Origin of the sequence: Microbulbifer yueqingensis (assembly GCF_900100355.1) — a bacterium.
In the GTDB taxonomy this organism is placed as follows: domain Bacteria; phylum Pseudomonadota; class Gammaproteobacteria; order Pseudomonadales; family Cellvibrionaceae; genus Microbulbifer; species Microbulbifer yueqingensis.
In genome coordinates, this window is the sequence record NZ_FNFH01000001.1 from 310,205 (window position 1) to 330,694 (window position 20,490).

12 protein-coding genes and 1 pseudogene are annotated in these 20,490 nt (G+C 62.7%); 7 read left to right on the plus strand and 6 right to left on the minus strand.

Going from position 1 to position 20,490, the window contains the following annotated elements; translation table 11 throughout:
* The first annotated feature begins 189 nt into the window (after positions 1-189).
* The 3 genes from BLT26_RS01410 to BLT26_RS01420 all read left to right on the plus strand — a co-directional run bounded on the left by BLT26_RS01410 (position 190) and on the right by BLT26_RS01420 (position 4,997).
* A complete protein-coding gene (locus BLT26_RS01410) occupies positions 190-2,178 on the plus strand; it encodes a type IV pilus assembly protein FimV (RefSeq protein ID WP_091507020.1) in 1,989 nt (662 codons plus the stop codon).
* 241 nt (positions 2,179-2,419) lie between these two features.
* Positions 2,420-3,943, plus strand: a complete 1,524-nt coding sequence (locus BLT26_RS01415) for an adenylate/guanylate cyclase domain-containing protein (RefSeq protein WP_091507024.1) — start codon at positions 2,420-2,422, stop codon at positions 3,941-3,943.
* Positions 3,936-4,997 carry a tetratricopeptide repeat protein gene (locus BLT26_RS01420; protein WP_139169347.1) on the plus strand — a complete coding sequence of 354 codons (1,062 nt, stop codon included), beginning with the start codon at positions 3,936-3,938 and terminating at the stop codon, positions 4,995-4,997. The genes BLT26_RS01415 and BLT26_RS01420 overlap by 8 nt, the downstream gene beginning before the upstream one ends.
* Before the next feature lie 107 nt (positions 4,998-5,104).
* Here the strand turns inward: BLT26_RS01420 and guaA are convergent, their stop codons facing one another.
* Together guaA and guaB are read right to left on the minus strand one after the other, a co-directional pair.
* Positions 5,105-6,682, minus strand: coding sequence for a glutamine-hydrolyzing GMP synthase (gene guaA / locus BLT26_RS01425; RefSeq protein WP_091507030.1), 1,578 nt, complete (start codon positions 6,680-6,682; stop codon positions 5,105-5,107).
* Positions 6,683-6,782: 100 nt separating this feature from the next.
* Positions 6,783-8,270, minus strand: coding sequence for an IMP dehydrogenase (gene guaB / locus BLT26_RS01430; protein WP_091507034.1), 1,488 nt, complete (start codon positions 8,268-8,270; stop codon positions 6,783-6,785).
* Between the two features lie 159 nt (positions 8,271-8,429).
* Here guaB and xseA point away from each other — a divergent pair, with 159 nt between their 5' ends.
* Together xseA and BLT26_RS16570 are read left to right on the plus strand one after the other, a co-directional pair.
* Complete coding sequence (xseA, locus tag BLT26_RS01435) at positions 8,430-9,794, plus strand: exodeoxyribonuclease VII large subunit (protein ID WP_091507037.1); 1,365 nt, start codon at positions 8,430-8,432, stop codon at positions 9,792-9,794.
* Positions 9,795-9,878: 84 nt separating this feature from the next.
* Positions 9,879-11,891 (plus strand): annotated as a pseudogene (locus BLT26_RS16570) (MltF family protein); the annotation flags it as partial.
* Between the two features lie 250 nt (positions 11,892-12,141).
* Here the strand turns inward: BLT26_RS16570 and BLT26_RS16575 are convergent.
* From BLT26_RS16575 to pdxH, 4 genes are all read right to left on the minus strand, one after another.
* Positions 12,142-13,119, minus strand: coding sequence for an NAD(P)H-quinone oxidoreductase (locus BLT26_RS16575; protein WP_091508689.1), 978 nt, complete (start codon positions 13,117-13,119; stop codon positions 12,142-12,144).
* Between the two features lie 95 nt (positions 13,120-13,214).
* Positions 13,215-15,497: a TonB-dependent receptor gene (locus BLT26_RS01450; RefSeq protein ID WP_091507044.1), complete on the minus strand. Its 2,283-nt coding sequence runs from the start codon at positions 15,495-15,497 to the stop codon at positions 13,215-13,217.
* A gap of 545 nt (positions 15,498-16,042) precedes the next feature.
* A complete protein-coding gene (locus BLT26_RS01455) occupies positions 16,043-16,321 on the minus strand; it encodes a cupin domain-containing protein (RefSeq protein ID WP_091507047.1) in 279 nt (92 codons plus the stop codon).
* The gene (gene pdxH / locus BLT26_RS01460) at positions 16,318-16,953 is read right to left on the minus strand and encodes a pyridoxamine 5'-phosphate oxidase (RefSeq protein WP_091507050.1); all 636 of its coding nucleotides are present in this window, start codon (positions 16,951-16,953) and stop codon (positions 16,318-16,320) included. Before pdxH ends, BLT26_RS01455 begins: the two co-directional genes overlap by 4 nt.
* A gap of 242 nt (positions 16,954-17,195) precedes the next feature.
* Between pdxH and BLT26_RS01465 the strand changes: the two genes are divergently transcribed.
* Positions 17,196-18,806, plus strand: coding sequence for a 5-guanidino-2-oxopentanoate decarboxylase (locus BLT26_RS01465; protein ID WP_091507054.1), 1,611 nt, complete (start codon positions 17,196-17,198; stop codon positions 18,804-18,806).
* 76 nt (positions 18,807-18,882) lie between these two features.
* A complete protein-coding gene (locus BLT26_RS01470) occupies positions 18,883-20,316 on the plus strand; it encodes an aldehyde dehydrogenase family protein (RefSeq protein ID WP_091507058.1) in 1,434 nt (477 codons plus the stop codon).
* Positions 20,317-20,490: the final 174 nt, after the last annotated feature.

Here is a 20,490-nt window from a genome sequence, read left to right on the forward strand (position 1 = left end):
TGGAAAGTCTTGACACGCAGGGGTTAGGCCAAGTGGGCCGGGACCGCTCCCTCCCTCTCGGTCGCGGCAGGAGCTTGCAGTTCCCTTAATTAGACGGGGCCGGAGATACGGTGAATTTCGTTGTTGGTGTTATTGGAAACCTTCTCGATCAGCTTGCCCAAAATTGCTGGGCCACCGGAAAAAAATGTAATGGATCTACGCCACGCCCTGCCACGAACGCCAGGGGCCGCAACACTGATTGCGTTGATACTGCAAATCCCCCTGCTTCTCGCCAGCGCGCCCTCCCTGGCCTTGGGGCTGGGCAATGCCTCGCTCAAGACGGCCCTCGGCTATCCGCTCGCTGTTGAAATTCCCATACTGGACCGCAGCGCTTCACTGGGTGTGGAGCAAGTCAGGGTCCACCAGGTTCTCGGTCTCGATGCGGAGCAGATGGGCTACGATCTGGCCGCCAGTGCCCAGCCCCTGTTGATCAGTGTCTATGAGCAGTCTGGCGGCCTTACCATCCAGGTAAAGTCGGCTGCGCCTGTATATGAGCCTCTCGTGAGCTTCGTCCTGGAGCTGAGCTGGCCCGGTGGCACCCTCTACCGCGACTACAGCCTGCTGCTGGACCTGCCGCCTGCCGCACCCAGAAATCCGCCAGCAACCGAGGCCCGAACCACCAGCCCGGAGGCGCAACCAGCCGTCATGGCGCGCCCCTCCCATACTGGCAAGCAATGGCGCGTGGAGCCCGGTCAAAGCCTCTGGCGCATTGCCCGCCGGATACAACCCGACCCCCGCATCCCGCTGGATACCGTAATGGCGGCCATACATGAACGTAATCCTCACGCATTCCTCAACGGCGACATGAACCGGCTCCAGGCCGGTGCGCTGCTCAATCTGCCAGGAGCCGCTGATTACTCTGCGCCGCCAGCCAGCGCAAGCCGCCCAGCCACTGCAGCGTCAGCCCTGGCAGGGCAGGAGCCACTCCCTCCGACAGCGGATACTGCCTCCCCCACGGCCCAAACCGAGCAAGCACGCCGGGGCCGCCTGCGCCTGTCTGGCAGCCCGACCGCAACCAGCGGCGGCCACACCGTACGTCTTAGTGAAGAAATTGATGCCATGAAAGAGCAGCTCGACAAGGTCAACCGGGAAAATGCGCAGCTGCGCCAGCAAATCCAGCGCATCAAGGCCAGCGAATACCTGGCCGTGATGCAGGAAATGCTGCAGCTGCAGGAACAGCGCATCACCCAGCTTAAAGCGCAACTGCGTACTGACGCCGTTGACATGGACGACGCGGGCAGCGCCGGTACCACTCCTGGCGGCATCAGTACCCCTGCGTCGCCGGCCCCGGCCGTCGTTCGCGAACCTGCTCCGAGCTATGCAGCCCTGCTACTCCTGATCCTGGCCGGTATCGCCGGGGGTGTCGTGCTCAGCCAGGTACCGGCCTGGATTCAGAAGCGCCGCATGGCTATATCCCGCTGGCCAGAGGACCGGGCTGTTCGCTTCAATACGCTCACCACCCACTGGCGCGGCGAATTCCCGCCGCCTGCCCCGGAGCCGTATGTAACTGGAGCGGAGGAAAGCGGAATGGAGCCTGTTGCCGATCAAGAGGAGGGCCAGGAAAGTGCTGGCGGCACTGCAACGGCCGGGCCCGAGCATCTTTTCGGAAAACTACGATTGGATGGGTCATTCGGCGGGGACTCCGCAAAGCGCTCGGCGCAAAGCAGCCCACCGAGCGAGGGCGTAATGGCACCAGATTTTGCTACATACGATGAGCTGCCCCTGGACGAAGTGGCACCACCTGCCGCGGAACCTGCGTCCGGGGCGATGCAGAGCGAGGCGACAGAAAGTGGCGATGCCGGTGTGAGAAGCTCCACCAGTAAGGAAAGCGGCATGGAGGCTGCGGGCGGTGGAGAGGAAAGCCTGGAAAATGCCGCCAGCCCTGCTCGCCCGAGCCCGGAAAGCCTTTTCGAGGACCTGCAGTTGGACGAATCCTTCGGCCAGGACTTGGCCAATTCGTCACCACACAGCGGCCTGCCCGGCGGTGAAGATCTGGTGCTGGATTTCGTTGCATTTGACCAGCTGGCCGTGGGCGAAATTGATACCGCAGCTGCGGAACCCGAGCCCGCCGCCGAGAGCGACGTTGGCGAGAGCGGCGATATCAATCTCACAAGCGCCAGTAGCAGGGCGGGGACTTAATTGCCCTGCGGCAAGGACCAGCCCCCGGCAAGAGCCCGGCTTACCGGCGATCATTGGCGCATGGTGCTCGACTGCCCCCCCTTGAACAGCCCGAACCGCTCGATAAACTGGCTTATGGACCTGACCGGCAGGTCGGACACCGCCGGTAGCGAGACTTGAATCACAGTCCTACCGCGGCCCAAGAACTGCTATAGTCCATTCCCGCTCCGCTACACATAACCAATAATGGAGAAGGCTCCAGTTGAAAACCAAGGTCACAGCCATCTTGCGAACCGTTGTCAGCGTGCTACAAGCGCGCCTGAACCGGTTGTGGCCTGGCCATTTCCCGATCGCGTTCAAACTGGCGCTGGTCATGACCTTCTTGCTGGTCCTGGGGATGGCAAGCCTGGGCCTGTTTATCAGTAACAACCAGAACCAACTGATGCGGGCGCAGCTGGATGATTTCGGCCACACCATGGCGCTGCAGCTGGCGAAACTGGCCAGTGAGCCGATCCTGGCGGAGGACAGCCTGCACCTGCGCATGCTGACCGCCAATCTTAGCCAGGATGACAAAGTCCTCGGGGCCGGCATCTACGCTCATAACGGTGAACTGCTGTCGGCGGCCGGCATCCAGCCGGACCGGGCGGGTAGCGTTTCCGGTGCAGCCGGGGTGACATCCCACCCCTGGTTCCGGCGCACGGCGGACAGGCCGCCGGAGCGGTTGATCAGCTTTACCGCGCCAGCCATCTACCAGGACGTCCGGGTCGGTTCGGCAGTGGTGACCTTGTCCGCGTCGCTAATGGACCAGGCCGCGGCCGAGGCCCGCCATGCGATTGTCTACGCCACACTGGCCATGACCTTACTGGCGTCCCTGCTGGCCTATTGGCTGAGCCGGCGCCTGTCCCTGCCGATACACAACCTGATGGAAGCGACCCGGGCCATCGACCGCGGCGACCTGGCGACCCGAATCGACGACCGTCGCAACGATGAAATCGGCTTTTTAATCGAAGGTTTCAACAATATGGCGGCCGGGCTGTTGAAGAAATCGCAGGTCGAGCAGGTCTTTTCCCGCTATGTGTCAAAAAACGTCGCCGACAAGGTGCTGGCCAACCTGGACGAGATCCGCCTGAGCAGCAGGCCGGTCGAGGCGACCGTACTGTTCGCCGATATCGTCGGGTTTACCGCAATGTCGGAGAAGCTGGAGCCGAGCCAGGTCTCCGAACTGTTGAACGAGTATTTCTCCTGTATTTCAGGCGCCTGCTCGTTGTATGGCGGCGTAGTCGACAAGTTTATCGGCGACTGCGCGATGCTGGTTTTCGGCGTGCTGGAGGACGACTCCGACCACGCATTCAACGCGGTCAGTTGTGCGGTATTGATCCAGCGGCTGGCGGCGCAGTTAAACGAGCAGCGCCGCGCTGCCGGCGAGCCCGAAGTACACTTCCGCATTGGCATCAACAGCGGCGCCATGCTGGCCGGCAACCTGGGCTCCGACGACCGCATGGAGTACACGGTGGTCGGGGATTCCGTCAACCTCGCCTCCAGGTTATGCTCCGTAGCCAAGTCGGACCAGATCATTATGCGAGAAGAGCTCTTTAATGTTCTGCAGCCCCGCGTCACTGCGCAAGCCGTACAGACCCTTTCGATCCGCGGCAAGTCAGCGCCGGTGAGGATCTATTCGGTGCAAGACATCCATCGCAAATTTCAGTCACTGCTGCAGGCCAATCTGCAGGGGCTACTGAACCATCGGGCCAATAAACATTGCCCACGGACTGTCGCCCATGCCTAGTCTGGTCCGCCCAATCCTGCTATGGCTGCTGTTATTGCCACTGTTGCCGGCCTGTAGCCTTATGCCGGCGCAACAGCAGGCGCTGGAAGGTTTACCGCCTGCGGCGCTGGAAGAAGCCCGCCGGCAGTCGGCCGAGCTCGACCAACTGCAGCAACTGGATATTGCGACGCCGGCTCAACAAAAACAAATCAAACAACTGCACAGCAGCCTGGAGCAATTCGAGCGTGACGTAATCCGCGCTGCGAGCCGGCTGGAGCAACAGGACGACTGGCACGGCGCCGAGCAGATTCTTCATCGCGCGACCAGCGCGCTGCCGGACAGCCGGGTACTGGATTCGGCGCGAGAGCAATTGGACGAGCGACGCCAGTTGCGCGAAGAGCTGGTGCGTATGGAACTGTCGATTCATCGCGGCGAGCAGTTGCTGAAAGACGCCAAAGCCTACGAGCGCCTGCGGCAGCTCAAGGGCCCCGGCCTGGTGACCTCGCTGGAACTGAAGCTGTACCAGCGGAAACGCCACAAAGCGGCAGAGGAGCTGCAGTATTATGCGCAGCGGGCATTGGAACGGCAGGACTATTCGCTGGCCCGCCGCGGCCTGCAGATTGCACAGCGGTTGTACGGCGACGACTATCAGTCTGACAATATCGAGCGCGACCTGGCCGAGGCCAACCGCCAGCTTCGCAAGGCGAAACGGCCACCAGCCAGGAGCTCCGTGGACAATAAGGCAGTCGTGGAAGTGCAGCAGGCGCTGGATACCGGCGATCTGCTCGGCGCGCGACAGCAGCTAAACCGGCTTCTGCAGCGGTGGCCGCGGAATCCCCAACTGCTGGATTTGCAAGAACAGTTCCGCACGCGTCTAAGCGCCAGGGTCGAAACCGCGATCAAGCGGGGCAATGAACTATACAGCCGGGGCGATATCAGCGGCGCCCTCGATGTCTGGCGCGAAGCCAAAAGCCTGGACCCGGATAACGTCGAGTTGCAGGCCAGCATCGCCCGGGCAGAAAAATTACTGCAAAACCTGCGGGCCCTGTCGACGCCGTCGAATGCCGAATCCTGACCGCCAATCACCTCGGACAGCATCCAGGCTGTAGCCACGCCAGCATCCGGGCGCAGCCTTGCGCCCTCGCCCGGATTCCCCGCTTCGTTTCAAAGCCTGGTAGTCACTTACTCCCACTCGATGGTGGCCGGCGGCTTGCTGGATACGTCGTAGACCACTCGCGAGATATGCTCTATCTCGTTGATGATGCGGTTGGAGACCTTCTCGATCAGTTCATACGGCAGGTGCGCCCAGCGGGCGGTCATGAAGTCGACGGTCTCGACGGCCCGCAGTGCGACGACATATTCGTAGCGACGACCGTCTCCCACCACGCCCACGGACTTGACCGGCAGGAAGACGACAAAGGCCTGGCTGGTCTTGTGGTACCAGTCCGCCTTGCGCAGTTCCTCGATGAAGATGGCGTCGGCCTCGCGCAGGATATCCGCGTACTCCTTTTTCACCTCGCCCAGAATACGCACGCCCAGGCCGGGGCCCGGGAAGGGATGGCGATAGACCATGTCGTACGGAAGACCCAGTTCCAGGCCGATCTTGCGCACCTCGTCCTTGAACAGTTCGCGCAGCGGCTCCACCAATTCCATTTGCATTTCTTCCGGCAGGCCGCCCACATTGTGGTGTGACTTGATCACATGGGCCTTGCCGGTCTTGGCCGCGGCGGACTCGATCACGTCCGGGTAGATGGTGCCCTGGGCCAGGTAGTTCACATCCTCGAGCTTGGCCGCCTCCTCGTCGAACACCTCGATAAAGGTATTGCCGATAATCTTGCGCTTGGCCTCCGGCTCGTCCTCGCCCGCCAGGCGCGACAGGAACAGGTCTTCCTTGTCCGCGCGGATCACCTTGACGCCCATGTTGTCGGCGAACATCTCCATCACCTGGTCGCCCTCTTCCTTGCGGAGCAGGCCATTGTCGACGAACACACAGGTCAGCTGGTCGCCGATGGCCTTGTGCAGCAGTGCCGCCACCACCGAGCTGTCGACACCGCCGGAAAGGCCCAGCAGCACCTTGGACTCGCCCACCTGGTCGCGCACCCTGGCGATGGAATCCTCGATGATGTTTGCCGGGGTCCAGAGTTTCTCGCATTTGCACAGGCCGATGACGAAGCGCTCATAGATGCGCATGCCCTGCAGTGTATGGGTCACCTCGGGGTGGAACTGGACGCCGTAGAAATGCTTTTCGGGATGATACATGCCGGCGATCGGGCAGGACTCCGTCGAGGCCATCAGCTCGAAGCCCTCCGGCATCTGCACAACCTTGTCACCGTGGCTCATCCACACATCCAGCAGCCCGTGGCCGTCGCCATCCAGGTGGTCCTTGATGTCATCGAGCAGCGCAGAGCTGCCCTCGACCCGCACCTGCGCATAGCCGAATTCACGGATATTGCTGCCCTGCACTGCACCGCCCAGCTGGTGCGCCATGGTCTGCATGCCGTAGCAGATACCCAGTACCGGTACTCCCAGCTCAAATACTGCGTCCGGTGCCCGCGGGGAGCCCTCTTCCGGTACCGACTCGGGGCCGCCGGCAAGGATGATGCCCTGCGGGTTGTACTCGCGGATCTCCTCGTCGGTCATGTCGAAGGCGCGGATCTCGGAGAATACGCCCAGCTCGCGCACGCGGCGGGCAATCAACTGGGTGTACTGGGAACCGAAGTCGAGAATCAGGATTCGGCTGGCATGGATATCTTGGGACATGGCTTACTCGATTGTTACAGGGTGGAGGCCCAGAAACTGCGAGCGGACCCCGTGGGTCCGCTCGCCATCAATCATGATAGTTACTCAAATAAAGGCGCTATCAGCGACCACCGACAGGGTAGTTGGGCGCCTCTTTGGTGATCTGCACGTCGTGCACATGGGACTCGCCCATACCGGCTGCGGTGACCCGCACGAACTCGGGCCGGGTGCGCATGGTCTCGATATCCACGCTGCCGGTGTAGCCCATCGCGGAACGCAGGCCACCCATCATCTGGTGCACGATGACAGACAGTGGTCCCTTGTAGGGCACGCGGCCCTCGATGCCCTCGGGCACCAGTTTCTCGGCGCCCTTGCTGGCATCCTGGAAGTAGCGGTCGGAAGAGCCCTGGGTGCGGGACATGGCGCCCATGGAACCCATGCCGCGGTAGGACTTGTAGGTCCGCCCCTGGAAGAGTTCAACCTCGCCCGGCGCCTCCTCGGTGCCTGCCAGCATGGAGCCCATCATCACGGAATGGGCACCGGCCACCACGGCCTTGGATATATCGCCGGAGAAACGGATGCCGCCATCGGCGATCAGCGGCACGTCAGTGCCCTCCAGTGCCTTGGCCACTTCTGCAATGGCGGTAATCTGCGGGACGCCGATACCGGTGACGATGCGGGTGGTACAGATGGAACCGGGGCCGATACCGACCTTTACGGCATCTGCGCCCGCCTCCACCAGCGCCCTGGCCGCCTCGGCGGTGGCAATGTTGCCGCCGATCACGTCCACCTGCGGGTGCATTTCCTTGATGCGACGCACGCGGTCGATCACGTTGCGGGAATGGCCGTGGGCGGTATCAACCACCAGCACGTCCACCCCGGCTTCCACCAGCGCCGCCACACGGTCGTCGGTGTCCGGGCTGGTGCCGACAGAGGCACCTACGCGCAGGCGGCCATCGGCATCCTTACAGGAATTGGGGTATTGCTCGGCCTTGTTGAAATCCTTGACGGTAATCAGGCCGCGCAGCTCGAAATCACCGTTTACCACCAGCACCTTCTCGATACGGTGACGGTGCAGCAGCTCCTGCACCTTGTCCGGTGCGGCGCCTTCTTTCACGGTCACCAGTCGCTCGCTGGGAGTCATGATGCTGGCCACGGTAGCGTCCAGGTCGGTCTGGAAACGCACGTCGCGGCTGGTGACGATACCCACCAGGTTGCCCTTTTCCATCACCGGCACGCCGGAGATATTGTGGTGGGTGGTCAGGGCAATCAGCTCGCGCACCGTGGCGCTGGACTCGATGGTGATCGGGTCCTTGACCACGCCGGCCTCGAACTTCTTGACCGCGCGCACTGCCAGCGCCTGGTCCTCGATCGACATGCTTTTGTGGATGATGCCGATACCGCCTTCCTGCGCCATGGCGATGGCCAGGCGGGATTCGGTAACAGTATCCATCGCCGCGGAAACCAGCGGGATGTTGAGGGAAATATTGCGGGACAGTTTGGTTTTCAGGGACACGTCCTTGGCGGTGACCTCGGAGTAACCGGGCACAAGGAGGACGTCGTCAAACGTGAGAGCTTCGCGCGCGATGCGCAGGCCAGATTCAGACATGGACACTCAAACCTCGAGATAGCGGGATTGGGTATCGGCGCGATTATAGCGCCTAGATCGCCGGCGTCAAAAGACTATTTGCTTTTTTTGCCAAATACCTTTACCTGCCACAGCGTTACTGCAATATTGGCCCGCCCCGAGGACTACCGCGAGACTTCTATGCTCACTGGCAACCGATCCACGCCCGCTGGCACTAACGCCAACCGCAGCGTCCTGACGGTCAGCGACCTCAACCGCGAGGTCAAGCACCTGCTGGAGAGCAGCATTCCGCTGCTGTGGGTCAGCGGCGAGATCTCAAACTTTGCCGCCCCCACCTCCGGGCACTGGTACTTCACCCTGAAAGACGCCCGGGCCCAGGTCCGCTGTGCCATGTTCCGCGGCCGCAACCGTGCGGTGCGCTTCAGGCCCGAAAACGGCCGCGAGGTACTGTTGCGGGTGCGCGTAGGGCTTTACGAAGGCAGAGGCGAGTACCAGCTGATCGTCGAGCATATGGAAGAGGCGGGACTCGGCGCCCTGATGCGCCAGCTGGAGGAGCTCAAGGGTCGCCTGCAGGCCGAGGGCCTGTTCGACCCTGAACGCAAGCAACCGCTGCCCTTCCTGCCGGCCAATATCGGTATCGTCACCTCCCCCACCGGGGCGGCGATACGGGACATGATCCATGTACTGGCCCGGCGCCATCCGGCGGCCGACATCGAGCTGTGGCCGGTCGCCGTACAGGGCCGCGAAGCGGCGCCGCAGATCGCCGCTGCCATCCACCGGGCGGGGCGGCTCGGTCGGCACGACCTGCTGATCGTCGGTCGCGGCGGCGGCTCCCTGGAGGACCTGTGGCCCTTCAACGAGGAGGTTGTTGCCCGTGCCATCGCGGCCTGCCCGATTCCGGTCATTTCCGCCGTCGGGCACGAGACCGACACCACCGTCTCCGACCTGGTGGCCGACGTGCGCGCACCCACCCCCTCTGCGGCCGCCGAACTGGCCAGTGCCAATGCGGTGGAGCTGCGCCAGGGCCTCGCCGCCCTCCGGGAGCGCCTGGCGCGGGCTGCGCTGATCCAGCTGCGCCACCTCCACCAGCGCCTGGAAGCCACCCGCAATCGTATTCGCCACCCGCGGGAGCAACTGCAGAACCGCGCCCAGCGCCTCGACCACCTGGAGCTGCGCCTGCAGAGCGCCGGACGGCGCAACCTTGAGCTCCGCCGGCGCGAACTCTCAGCCGCACTGCGCGCCTTCGGCCATTTCCATCCGCAGCGGGACCTTCAGCGGCGACAGGCCGAACTGGCCCAGCTGGCGCAACAGCTGCACCGGGGCATGGGGCAGTTGCTGGAGCACCGTCGCGAGCTCCTCGGTCACGCCGCCCAGCTGCTGAATAATGTCAGCCCCCTCGCGGTCCTGGAGCGCGGCTATGCCATTGTTCAGGACGAACGGGGTGAGGTGGTGAAGCAGGCCGAAACACTGGAGCCGGGCCAGCGGCTCCAGACGCGGGTTGCCAGTGGCCGGTTCTCGTCGATCGTGGAAGAAATCCTCGACTGACCTTGCCCCGCCCCCCGGAGCGCAAAATGGCGCATCCGCACTCCCACCCTACACTAGGGGCCGTGGAAGCTGCCGGAGCATGCCATGGTGACTGACAAGACAGCCTTGCGACGCACAGCGCACTCATGCGCCGTGGTCTTCTGTGTCCTGCTCGCCTGCCTGGCCCTGTCTTCCTGCGACCGGGGAGAACCCGGCCAGGGTACTCCCGTTGGGGAACAGCCCGGCCTCGCACCCGCCACCGGCGGCACGACAGCGCCCCGCGAACAGAGGGAGGATCGTGCGGCAGCCCGGGAAGACGAGACGGTCCAGAAAACGGAATACATCGAGAAGGGAGACCTGGCGGCACTGAAAAAGCGCGGCATCATCCGCTTTGTCAGCCTGACCGCGGACGACCAGCAGTACCTGCCGCGCAAGGCCATCGTCACCCAGACCCACCGCCAGCTGGCCAACAGGCTGGCCGAGAGGCTCAAACTCCAGGGCCGCTGGATGATAGCCAGGACCCCGGAAGAGGCCCTCCAGATGGTGGCGGAAGGGCGAGCGGATGTATTCGCCGATAATGTGAGTGACACCGAGCAGCGGCGTGAAATCGTCAGTTTCACCATCCCACTGCTGCAGACGCCAGACGTGCTGGTCAGCGGGAAGAAAGGGCCCGACATCAGCGACCCCAAAAACCTGCGGGGCACTGAGCTTATCGTCCTCGCGGGCAGCTCCTATGCCGATCGGGCCCGCGAGCTGGTAAAAAAATACCCGGACGCCAACCTGTCGGTGCGCGAAGTCTACCTGGTGGACGAGCGCGATACCCTGTTCGACCTGGTGAGCAAGGGCGACAACGCGGTCACCATCCTGCACAAGAACATCGCCGAGGACACACTCCAGTACCGCGACGACCTGAAAATCGGTGCGGTCATCACGGAGCCGGAGGACATCGCCTGGGCTGTGCGCCAGGACGCCAAGCAGCTGCGGACCCGGATCAACAACTTCCTGACCCGCACCCTGGTCACCAGCGTGCCTGAGCGCACCTCCCACTGGTACGCCATCAAGAAGTCCGGCGTACTGCGCTTCGCCACCTATAATGGCCCGCTGAGCTACTACCTCTGGAGAGGCGTGCTGCGGGGCTTCGATTACGAGATGGCGCTGGCATTTGCCGAAAAGCACGACCTGGCCCTGAAGATCGTGGTGGTACCCAACGAGGAAGACCTGGTCGACTGGGTCGTTGACGGTCGCGCGGACATCGCCGGGGCATCCACCACCATCACCCGGGCGCGCATGGAAAAAGGGGTGCAGTTCAGCGTGCCCTTCCTCGAGACGCCCCAGCGCATCGTCACCAACCGCAACAAGCCCCCCATCGAGACCCTTGGCGACCTGGCCGGCCGCACCCTGACCCTGCGCGCCTATTCGTCATTTATCGAGACGGCACGGGTATTGCAGAAAAACGGCGTGGACGTGGAGATCGATGTGGCTCCGCCGGATATGTCGTTCGCCACCATCCTCAACAAGGTGGCGGAAGGCGAGTTCGACGCGACCATCGAGGACGCCTATATCGCCGAAATCCAGGCGGCCCTGCGGCCCGACCTGGATATCGGCATGCAGGTCAGCGACCCGCTGCCCCAGGGGTGGATGGTCAAGCAGGGCCACAAGGACCTGCTGAAACAGGTCAACCGCTTCATGGAAAAGTTCGCCGGCAGTGACGAATACAAGAAACTGTTCGCGGCCTACTTCAAACCCGACAAGCACCTGGTACAGAAAATCAATGCACGGGTGGTGCCGGGCGAAGACCTGTCGCCCTACGACAAGCTGGTCAAGAAGAATTCCCTCGAACGCGACTTCGACTGGCGCCTGATTACCGCGCAGATGTGGCAGGAGAGCAACTTCAATCCCAAGGCAACATCACCGGTGGGCGCGCAGGGACTGCTGCAGGTGATGCCGCGTACGGGCGAGGACATGGGCTATCCGCCGCCGCTGTATGATCCAGACAAGAACCTGCAAGCGGGGGTCAAATACATGGAATGGGTCCGCAACCGGTTCAAGGATCCGCTGCCCGAGGATGAGAAACTCTGGTTCACCCTCGCCTCCTACAACGCGGGCCTGGGGCATGTGCAGGACGCGCAGATTCTCGCCGAGGAGCTGGGGCTGGATCCGACTAAGTGGTTCGACAATGTGGAAGTGGCCATGCTCAAGCTGGAGCAGCCCGAATACTTCGAAAAGGCGCGCTACGGCTACGCCCGCGGCGCCGAGCCCGTCGCGTATGTGCGCAAGATCAGCAAGCTCTATGAGGCATATACCAACATGGCCACCGGCGACGTGGCCATGGGCCAGGCCCGCGCCGGGGGTTCCCCGCCCGCTGCGGCTACGTTGTCAGGACGATCTTGCCGATATGGCTGCTGGACTCCATCAGCCTGTGGGCCTCAGCTGCCTGCCGCAATGCAAACGTCTCCGCTATCCGCGGGCGCACCCTGCCCTCCTCAACCAGCGGCCATACCGTTTGTTCCAGGGCGCTGGCTATGGCCGCCTTCACCTCCGCTGAGCGGGGGCGCAGAGTAGAACCGGTAAGCGTCAGCCGCTTGGCCACCATCGGCCAGAGGTTGACCTGTACTTCCGCTCCCTGCAGGAAAGCGATGTTGACGATGCGACCATCGGTAGCGGCGAGGCGAATATTGCGGTTCACGTAGTCCCCGCCCACCATGTCCAGGATAACGTCCGCGCCGTGACTATCGGTCAGTGCACGCACCACCTCGACAAAGTCCTCCTCGCGGTAATTGATTGCCCGCTCCGCCCCGAGCTCCTCGCAGGCCGCACATTTTTCTGCCGACCCCGCGGTAGTAAAAACCCGCGAGCCCAGCGCGCTGGCAATCTGGATGGCGGTGGTGCCGATTCCAGATGACCCGCCGTGCACGAGCAGGATCTCACCGGGCTGCAGGTGCGCACGGTCGAAAACATTGGTCCATACGGTAAAACAGGTTTCCGGCAGTGCAGCCGCCTCCGCCATCGACAGGCTTTTCGGCACGGGAAGGCACTGGCCAGCCGGGGCGACGGCGAACTCGGCATAGCCGCCGCCATTAGTGAGCGCACAAACCCGGTCGCCCACCTTCCAGCGGGACACCCCGCTTCCCACTTCGACCACCTCACCGGCAACCTCCAGTCCGAGCACCGGCGATGCATCCGGGGGCGGGGGGTAGAGCCCCTGGCGCTGGGCCACGTCCGGCCGGTTGACGCCCGCCGCCGCCACCGCGATCAGCACTTCGCCCTTCCTCGGCTCAGGCTTTTCACCCGTCGCGAGTTCCATCACCTCGGGGCCGCCGTGCCCTTGCAGGTTGATAAAACGCATCAAAATTTCTCCCTTGAACTCTTTCAACTGGCCCAATAAAAAAGCCCGGCATTGCCGGGCTTTCAGTCTATGCCATTTGCGGCAGGCTGGTGAAGTTACAGGTCGTAGGTGAGTTCCACGCCCATGACCCGGCCCTTGTTGAGCGGGGTGAAGCTGGCACCGAGTCCTCCGAGGGTCGGGGGCAACTGGGTGTTGTTGCCCTCGGTGACCTCGTCGAGCATATTCCTGCCGAACAGGGTCACCCGGTAGCTACCGGCATCCGGAGAATAACCGATGCTGAAGTCCAGCATGTCTGCCTCCGACAGCATGCCCCGGTTATTGTCGGTATAGGGAGACGCATCCCGGTGGTTAAAATTAATCCGCGACGTTACCGCACCCGCGGAACCCAACTCCAGGTCGTGCACGAGGCCCACGCCGTAGGTCCAGGGGGCGAGGCGCGGGATATCCAATCCCAGGTCTACATCGTTCACCACTCCGTCGCCGCTGATATCGCCCCTCACACTGTCATAGTCTCCGTCTACATAACCGACGTTGAATGTGAACAGCAGGGTATCGCTGGCCGCGGCCATGGCCTCGAATTCTGCACCCTGGATGGTGGCATCGGCGGTATTGCGGATGTACTGGACCACCGAGAATACCGGATCGGGCAGGTTTTCCTCCCGCTGCATATCGTCGATGGTGTTGTGGAAAAGCGCCAGGTTGGTGCGCACGCGCCCATCCAGCCACTCAGCCTTGCCGCCAAGCTCGAAGCTGGTCTGCTCCTCCTGGTCGGTGGGGCCCGGCTGGTATAGCAGGCCGGTGTTGCGCATGTTGTAGCCACCGCTGCGGAAGCCTTTGGTCCAGTAGCTGTAAAGCTGTGCGTCGTCGCTCACCTGCCACTGCAGCCCGACCTTCGGTGTGAAGGCGTTCCAGCTCTCGCTGTCACTGAAATCGTAGGCGGCACAGCCGTCGAGGTCGCACAGGGTGTTGCTGGCCACAACGGGGTTGATGGTGGCAATCTCAGCATCCTTCTCTTCCCTGGAATAGCGGCCACCCAGGGTCAGGATCCAGGACTCGTTCAGGTCGATATCCGCCTGGGCAAATACCCCCAGGGCCTCGTGGTCCTGCAGGCCGCCACCCGTGATATCCAGCCCGTTCAGCGGCAGCAGGCGGTTCTCGAAATACTCCAGCTCCTGGGAGAACCAGTAGACACCGGTGGTCAGGGAGGTGGGCCCGAAACGACCGGCGTAGCGCAACTCATTGCTGAGCTGGCTCTGGTCTACCCGGGTGTTGGCATGGAATGCGGTAATCGGCAGGGAGTCGATATCACCGAGCCCGACGGCACCGTACTCGCGCCAGGCGAGGATATTGGTGATGGTACCGTTACCGAAGGCCACATCCTGGTTGAACTCGGTGATGACGTGGGTCCACTCGTCTTCCTGGAAGCCCTCCTCGTTCTGGGCCACCTCGAATGAATCGCTGCTGTTATCCCAGTCTGTGACACCAAATGCGGCAGCGATCTGGGGCGCCGTGTATCCAGGGATAAGACCGTCATTGGTAGGGACCCATACAAATTCGTTACCCCGATTCTGGGCCACCACACCATCGGAATCCATCTTGCCGTGCTCCATGCGCACAAGCAGATCGGCCGTCTCGGAGAGCTGGACACTGACGCTCGGGCGAATGAAGAAGGTATCAGATGCACCTGCGCTGTCGTTGCCGGTATAGACATTCTCGAACCAGCCCTGGTCATCGTTGTAATAGGCAGTGAAGCGACCATTGACGGAGTCGGAAATTGCCCCGTTCACGGTGCCCGCAGCGACGGTGTCCAGGTTATCGGTGGTGGAGAGCTTGAACCTGCTGCTGAATTCCTCCGTGGGGCGGGCCGTCCGGATTACCACCGCACCGCCGGTGACGTTGCGGCCGAACAGCAGGCCCTGCGGTCCGCGCAACACCTCGATCCCCTCCAGGTCGAACATGTCGGTTACCACACCGGCATTCACCCCCATGTACATACCGTCGACGAACACGCCCACGGTCGGGTCAATAGACGGGATGGAGCTGTTGACGCCCAGGCCACGCACGGTGAAATTGGCGGTGTTTTTAACGGTGCCGACATCGTCGAGTTGCACGTTCGGCATCTTGAAGGACAGGTCCTGCAGGTCCTTGGTCTGCAGGGCTTCGAGCTGGTCGCCGGAGTAGGCAGTGGCCGCTACCGGCACCTCTTGCAGGCGCTCGGCCTCGGCCCGCTTGCGCGCGGTAACCTGGACTTCTTCCATGATGGTGCCCACTGCGCCCTCGGCGGCGTGGGCGGGCATGCCGCTGGCAAGCCAGAGGGTGGCTACCGAGCAGGCAGATACGAGGGTGGATACGTTCCTTGAATTGAACTGACGTCCCATTTTCTCTCTCCATTGCGATTGCGTTCTTTATTTTTGTCGCGACAACGGAAGCACTGCGATCGTACTGCATGCCCCACCTGTTGTTTTTGCTTTAGGGGCTCGACGAGTGATCGCGATTCTCTCGACCACCCGCGGGAACAGCAACGGGTGATATCCGAAGCTTACAACTAGTAAGTGAGGGGAGAAAGGAATTTTGTCTGGAAAAAGCTTCCTGGTAACGCAATAAGTCCTGCCTGCATGGAAAGGCAGCTCGCCAATTTGCCGCGCAAGCGGCGATTATCAGAGCGGTGAATATTCTCCATTCACCGAAAATATAATGCAGAGGAAAAACAGAAAAATTTTGGCGGGGAAAAATCCAGCTTTAGACCAGCCGGTCAATAATTTTGCGGCGTATCCGCACGGGTTGGTCGAGCCGACTCCAGTAGACCAAAGGATATGAATTGACCGAAGGGAGAATGACAGCGAAAGCTGATGTGCCGGTTAGGCACATGCCCTCGCTGTACGCATGGAAGCTTCCGCAGCAGTGCCGGGATATCAGCCGCACCTCAACTGCGATAGCCGTAAAGCCACCGCGCCATAGTGCCGCCGGTATTGCGCACCGAGTGGCTCGCCCCTGCCGGGATGAAAAGCTCCTCGCCAATGGCCGGGTGGGAAACGCGTCCGTCAATCTCCACCTCGATAGTTCCCTCCACGGGCATCAGTAATTCGTCCACCTCGTGCACGAAGTCCTCCCACCGCTGTCCCGGCGGGTCCGTCCAGAGGTCACAGGAAAACCCCCGGGCAGACCAGTCAGCGGACACGGCTGCCCTGTCCGGCTGTGTCACGGTGACAGCCTCTCCACCTTCCAGCTTCCGTCATCCTGCAGCAGGTACATAAAGCGATCGTGAAGCCGGCTGGCCCTGCCCTGCCAGAATTCCACTGTGTCCGGCACCACCCGGTAACCGCCCCAGAAGTCCGGTAAGGGCACTTCATCCGGAAAGCGCTCCCGCGTCTGCAGGAAGGCTTTTTCCAGTTGCTCACGGGACTCCACCGGTTCACTCTGGTGTGACGCCCAGGCCGCGAGCTGGCTGTCCCGCGGCCGCGTCTGGAAATAGGCTTGCGCCTCCTGCCGGTCGAGTTCCTCCGCACGGCCATAGATGATGACCTGGCGATCCAGCGCGTGCCACGGGAACAGCAGGCACACCTGCGGGTTGGCGGCGATATCCCTGGCCTTCTGGCTCTGCAGGTTGGTAAAGAAGGTAAATCCCTTATCCCCGTATCCTTTCAGCAGTACGACCCGCTGTGAGGGCCTGCCATTCGCATCGGCGGTGGCCAGTATCATGGAGCTGGGATCCGAAAGGCCCGCGGGGGCCAGTTCCTGCAACCATTTGTCAAATTGCTCCAACGGGGTATCGCATAGGTCCGCGCGGCTCAGGCCGCCGCTGACATATTCCCGACGCCACTGATCAATTTCCATCCAATCCTATTCCTTGTTCTGCAGGGTTCGACATGCAGCTAGTCTATATCTTCCCGGGCGTCTTTTCCCGGTTGCCACCAGCTGCGCGATTTTCCTTCTCAGGGCGACAGCCGATGCCCAATTATCCGGTGTTTTTTCCCCGCCTGGTGCAGAGTCTGCGGACGCTTGCGGCCTTCACGGGCGGCCGCTAGGCTCCTTGCCACTTGCTAACCAATAAGTCCAAATCAAGGAACAGAGCAGTTATGTCCTCCGCGCCAACCTGTGCCCAGGTGCTTATGCGCCTGCTGCGTGAACACCAGGTAGAAAAAGTCTTTGGCATTCCCGGTGTCCACACGATTGAGCTCTACCGCGGCCTGCCCGGTAGTGGCCTGCAACACGTGACCCCGCGCCACGAGCAGGGTGCCGCCTTTATGGCCGACGGCTACGCCCGTGCCAGCGGCAAGCCCGGGGTCTGCTTCCTGATCACCGGTCCCGGCCTCACCAACGCTGCCACCGCAATGGCCCAGGCCTTTTCCGACTCTATCCCCATGCTGGTGATTTCCGCGGTCAATCGCCGCGAAGACCTCGGCATGGGTCGCGGGCGCCTGCACGAGCTGCCCCGCCAGAGTGACGCCAGCCGCGGTTACTGCATATGGCAGCACTCACTGACCGACGCCGGACAGTTGCCGGAAGTCATTGCCCGCGCCTTCCAGCTGCTGTGTTCCAGCCGCCCCGGCCCGGTGCATATCGAAATTCCCATCGACCTGTTTCCCGCGGCCATGCCCGGCAAACTGGAAGATTACCGCGCCTGCCCCGCTCCCGCCCTACCCGCGCCCAATGCCGCCGCGGTTGAGACTGCTGCCGGCTGGCTGCAGGAAGCCGAGCGCCCGGTAATCCTGCTCGGTGGTGGCGCCCAGGCCTGCAGTGAAAGTGCTACCCGCCTGGCCGAGCAACTGGGTGCACCGGTGTTCCTGTCGCTGGCGGCCAAGGGTATCGTGGACGAGCGACACCCCCTGTGCGGCGGCGCCAACCTGAGTTTCGATTGCGTGCGTGAACGGGTGGAAGGGGCCGACGTGGTCCTCGCTGTGGCCACCGAACTGGCCGAGACCGACCGCAACCTGGTCCGGGAAAATTATGATTTCAAGGGCCGCTTGATCCGTGTCGACATCGACCCGACGCAACTGGTTTGCAATGCCAATCCGGACCTGGCCATCTGTGCCGACGCCGACGCCACCCTGCGCCAGCTTTCAAGCGCCCTGCCTGCCGGCGGGGCCGAAGAGCATGAGGCGGTGAAGGAGGAGGTCGCACAACTGGTGAGCGCCTGTCGCAAGGAATGGTGGCCCGGTTCTGAAGAGCGCTTTCCCTGGGTCCAGGCGCTGCGAGAAGCATTGCCCGAAGACGGCGTGCTGGTAACAGATTCCACCCAGCTGGCTTACAACACCAATCACGCACTTCCGCTATACAGCGCGCGCAGCCACCTTACCTGTACCACGGGTTACGGCACCCTGGGCTTCGCCCTGCCCGCGGCCGTGGGTGCGCGACTCAGTGGTGCGCGCGAGGTGGTTGCACTGATCGGCGACGGTGGCCTGATGTTCACCCTCGGCGAGCTGGCGGTCGCGGTGGAACAGCGGTTGCCGCTGCCGATACTGGTCTGGAACAATTCCGGCTATGGCGAGATCCGCGACTTTATGGACGCGGCAAGCGTACCGCAGGAAGGCGTCAACCTCGTGACGCCGGACTTCGTCGCCCTGGCTAAATCCTTCGGGGCCGAGGGCTGTCGGATCGAGCGGCCGGAACAGCTCCGCGAGGCGGTTGCGGATGCACTGCGACGCAAGATGCCCACGCTGATCGAAATCACCGCGCCCCGAGACTGATTCAGGGGGCATGCCGGAACCTGGGGGCATAGCCCCGGCAACCGGGTGAACAGAACTATTGCAGAGAAATTGAGACATGACCGACTTCAGCAAGATGCACACGGACAAACTGTATTTGAATGGCCAGTGGCAGCCGTCCCGGGGTGGCGACTTACATGCGGTAATCAACCCCGCCACCGAGGAGGAAATCTGCAAGGTGGTCCAGGGAACCGCCGAGGATGTGGATATCGCCGTGGCCGCTGCCCGCGAGGCCTTCAAAACCTGGCGCAACACCAGTGCCGCCGAGCGCAGGGACTACCTCCACGCCATCGCCGACGCCATGGAGGCGCGCAAGGAGGACCTGATCGATGCGGTGTCCCGGGCGCTGGGCTGTCCGCCCCACATCAGTGAGTGGCTGCACGTGGACGGGCCCATCTATGCGGTGCGTTACTACGCCGACCGCGCGCAGCTGATGGAGAAGACCGAAAAGGCTGCCCACTCGCTGGTCCTGCGCGAGCCGGTAGGGGTTTGCGGTTTCATCACTCCCTGGAACTATCCGCTGCACCAGTTCGTGGGTAAGGTGGCACCGGCGCTGGCCGCCGGCTGCACCATGATCACCAAACCGTCGGAAATGACCCCGCTGCAGGACTATGTCATGGCGGAGATCATCGACTCCGTCGGCCTCCCGGCCGGGGTCTTCAACCTGCTGCCCGGGGCCGGCCCCATCGTCGGCGCCGCCCTCTCCGCCCACCCGGATATCGACATGGTCTCTTTCACCGGCTCCACCCGTGCCGGTATCGAGGTAGCCCGGGCAGCGGCCCCGACGGTCAAGCGCGTGACCCAGGAACTGGGTGGAAAGTCACCCCTGATCATCACTCCGGATGCCGACCTGGAGACGGCGGTGCGCTGGGGCTGTGAGGACGTATTCATCAACAGCGGCCAGACCTGCACCGCGCTCACCCGCATGCTGGTCCCCGCCGACCACTACGAGGAGGCGGTGGAAATAGCACGCCGCGTGGCCGAGGAAATCTCGCTCGGCACTGGCCCGGACGATTTCATGGGCCCGCTGTCCTCGGCCCGCCAGCGGGACATAGTGCGCGGTTATATCGAGAAAGGCATTGCCGAGGGCGCGCGCCTGGTGACCGGCGGTGCGGAACAGCCCGAGGGCTTCAGCAAGGGGTTCTATGTCAAACCGACCGTATTCGCGGACGTGACCAATGACATGACCATTGCCCGCGAGGAAATCTTCGGCCCGGTGACCTGCATGATCCCGTACCGGGACATGGACGAGGCCATCGCCATCGCCAATGACACCGAGTACGGGTTGTCCAGCGGTGTCTGGGCAAAGGACGCGGAGAGCGCCCTGCCGGTGGTGCGCCGTATCGAGGCCGGGCTCTGCTTCGTCAACGGGGGCGAGTTCAACTACGACGCCCCGTTCGGCGGCTACAAGCGCTCCGGCAATGGGCGTGAATTCGGCGATGCCGGTCTCGACGAGTTTATCGAGCTGAAATCCGTCCAGCTGCCGGCATAAAATACTGCGCCGCCCCACCCCGGGGCGGCGCAGTCGGGCATCTTGGGAAATCGTAGCGAGCGGGTGGCTGGTGGAGTCCGCCGGAGCGGAGCAACCGGAGCGTACATACAGTACGTGAGGATTGTGAGCACCGCCGGACGCCACCAGGCGCACGCGCAGTAGATTTGCGGAGGT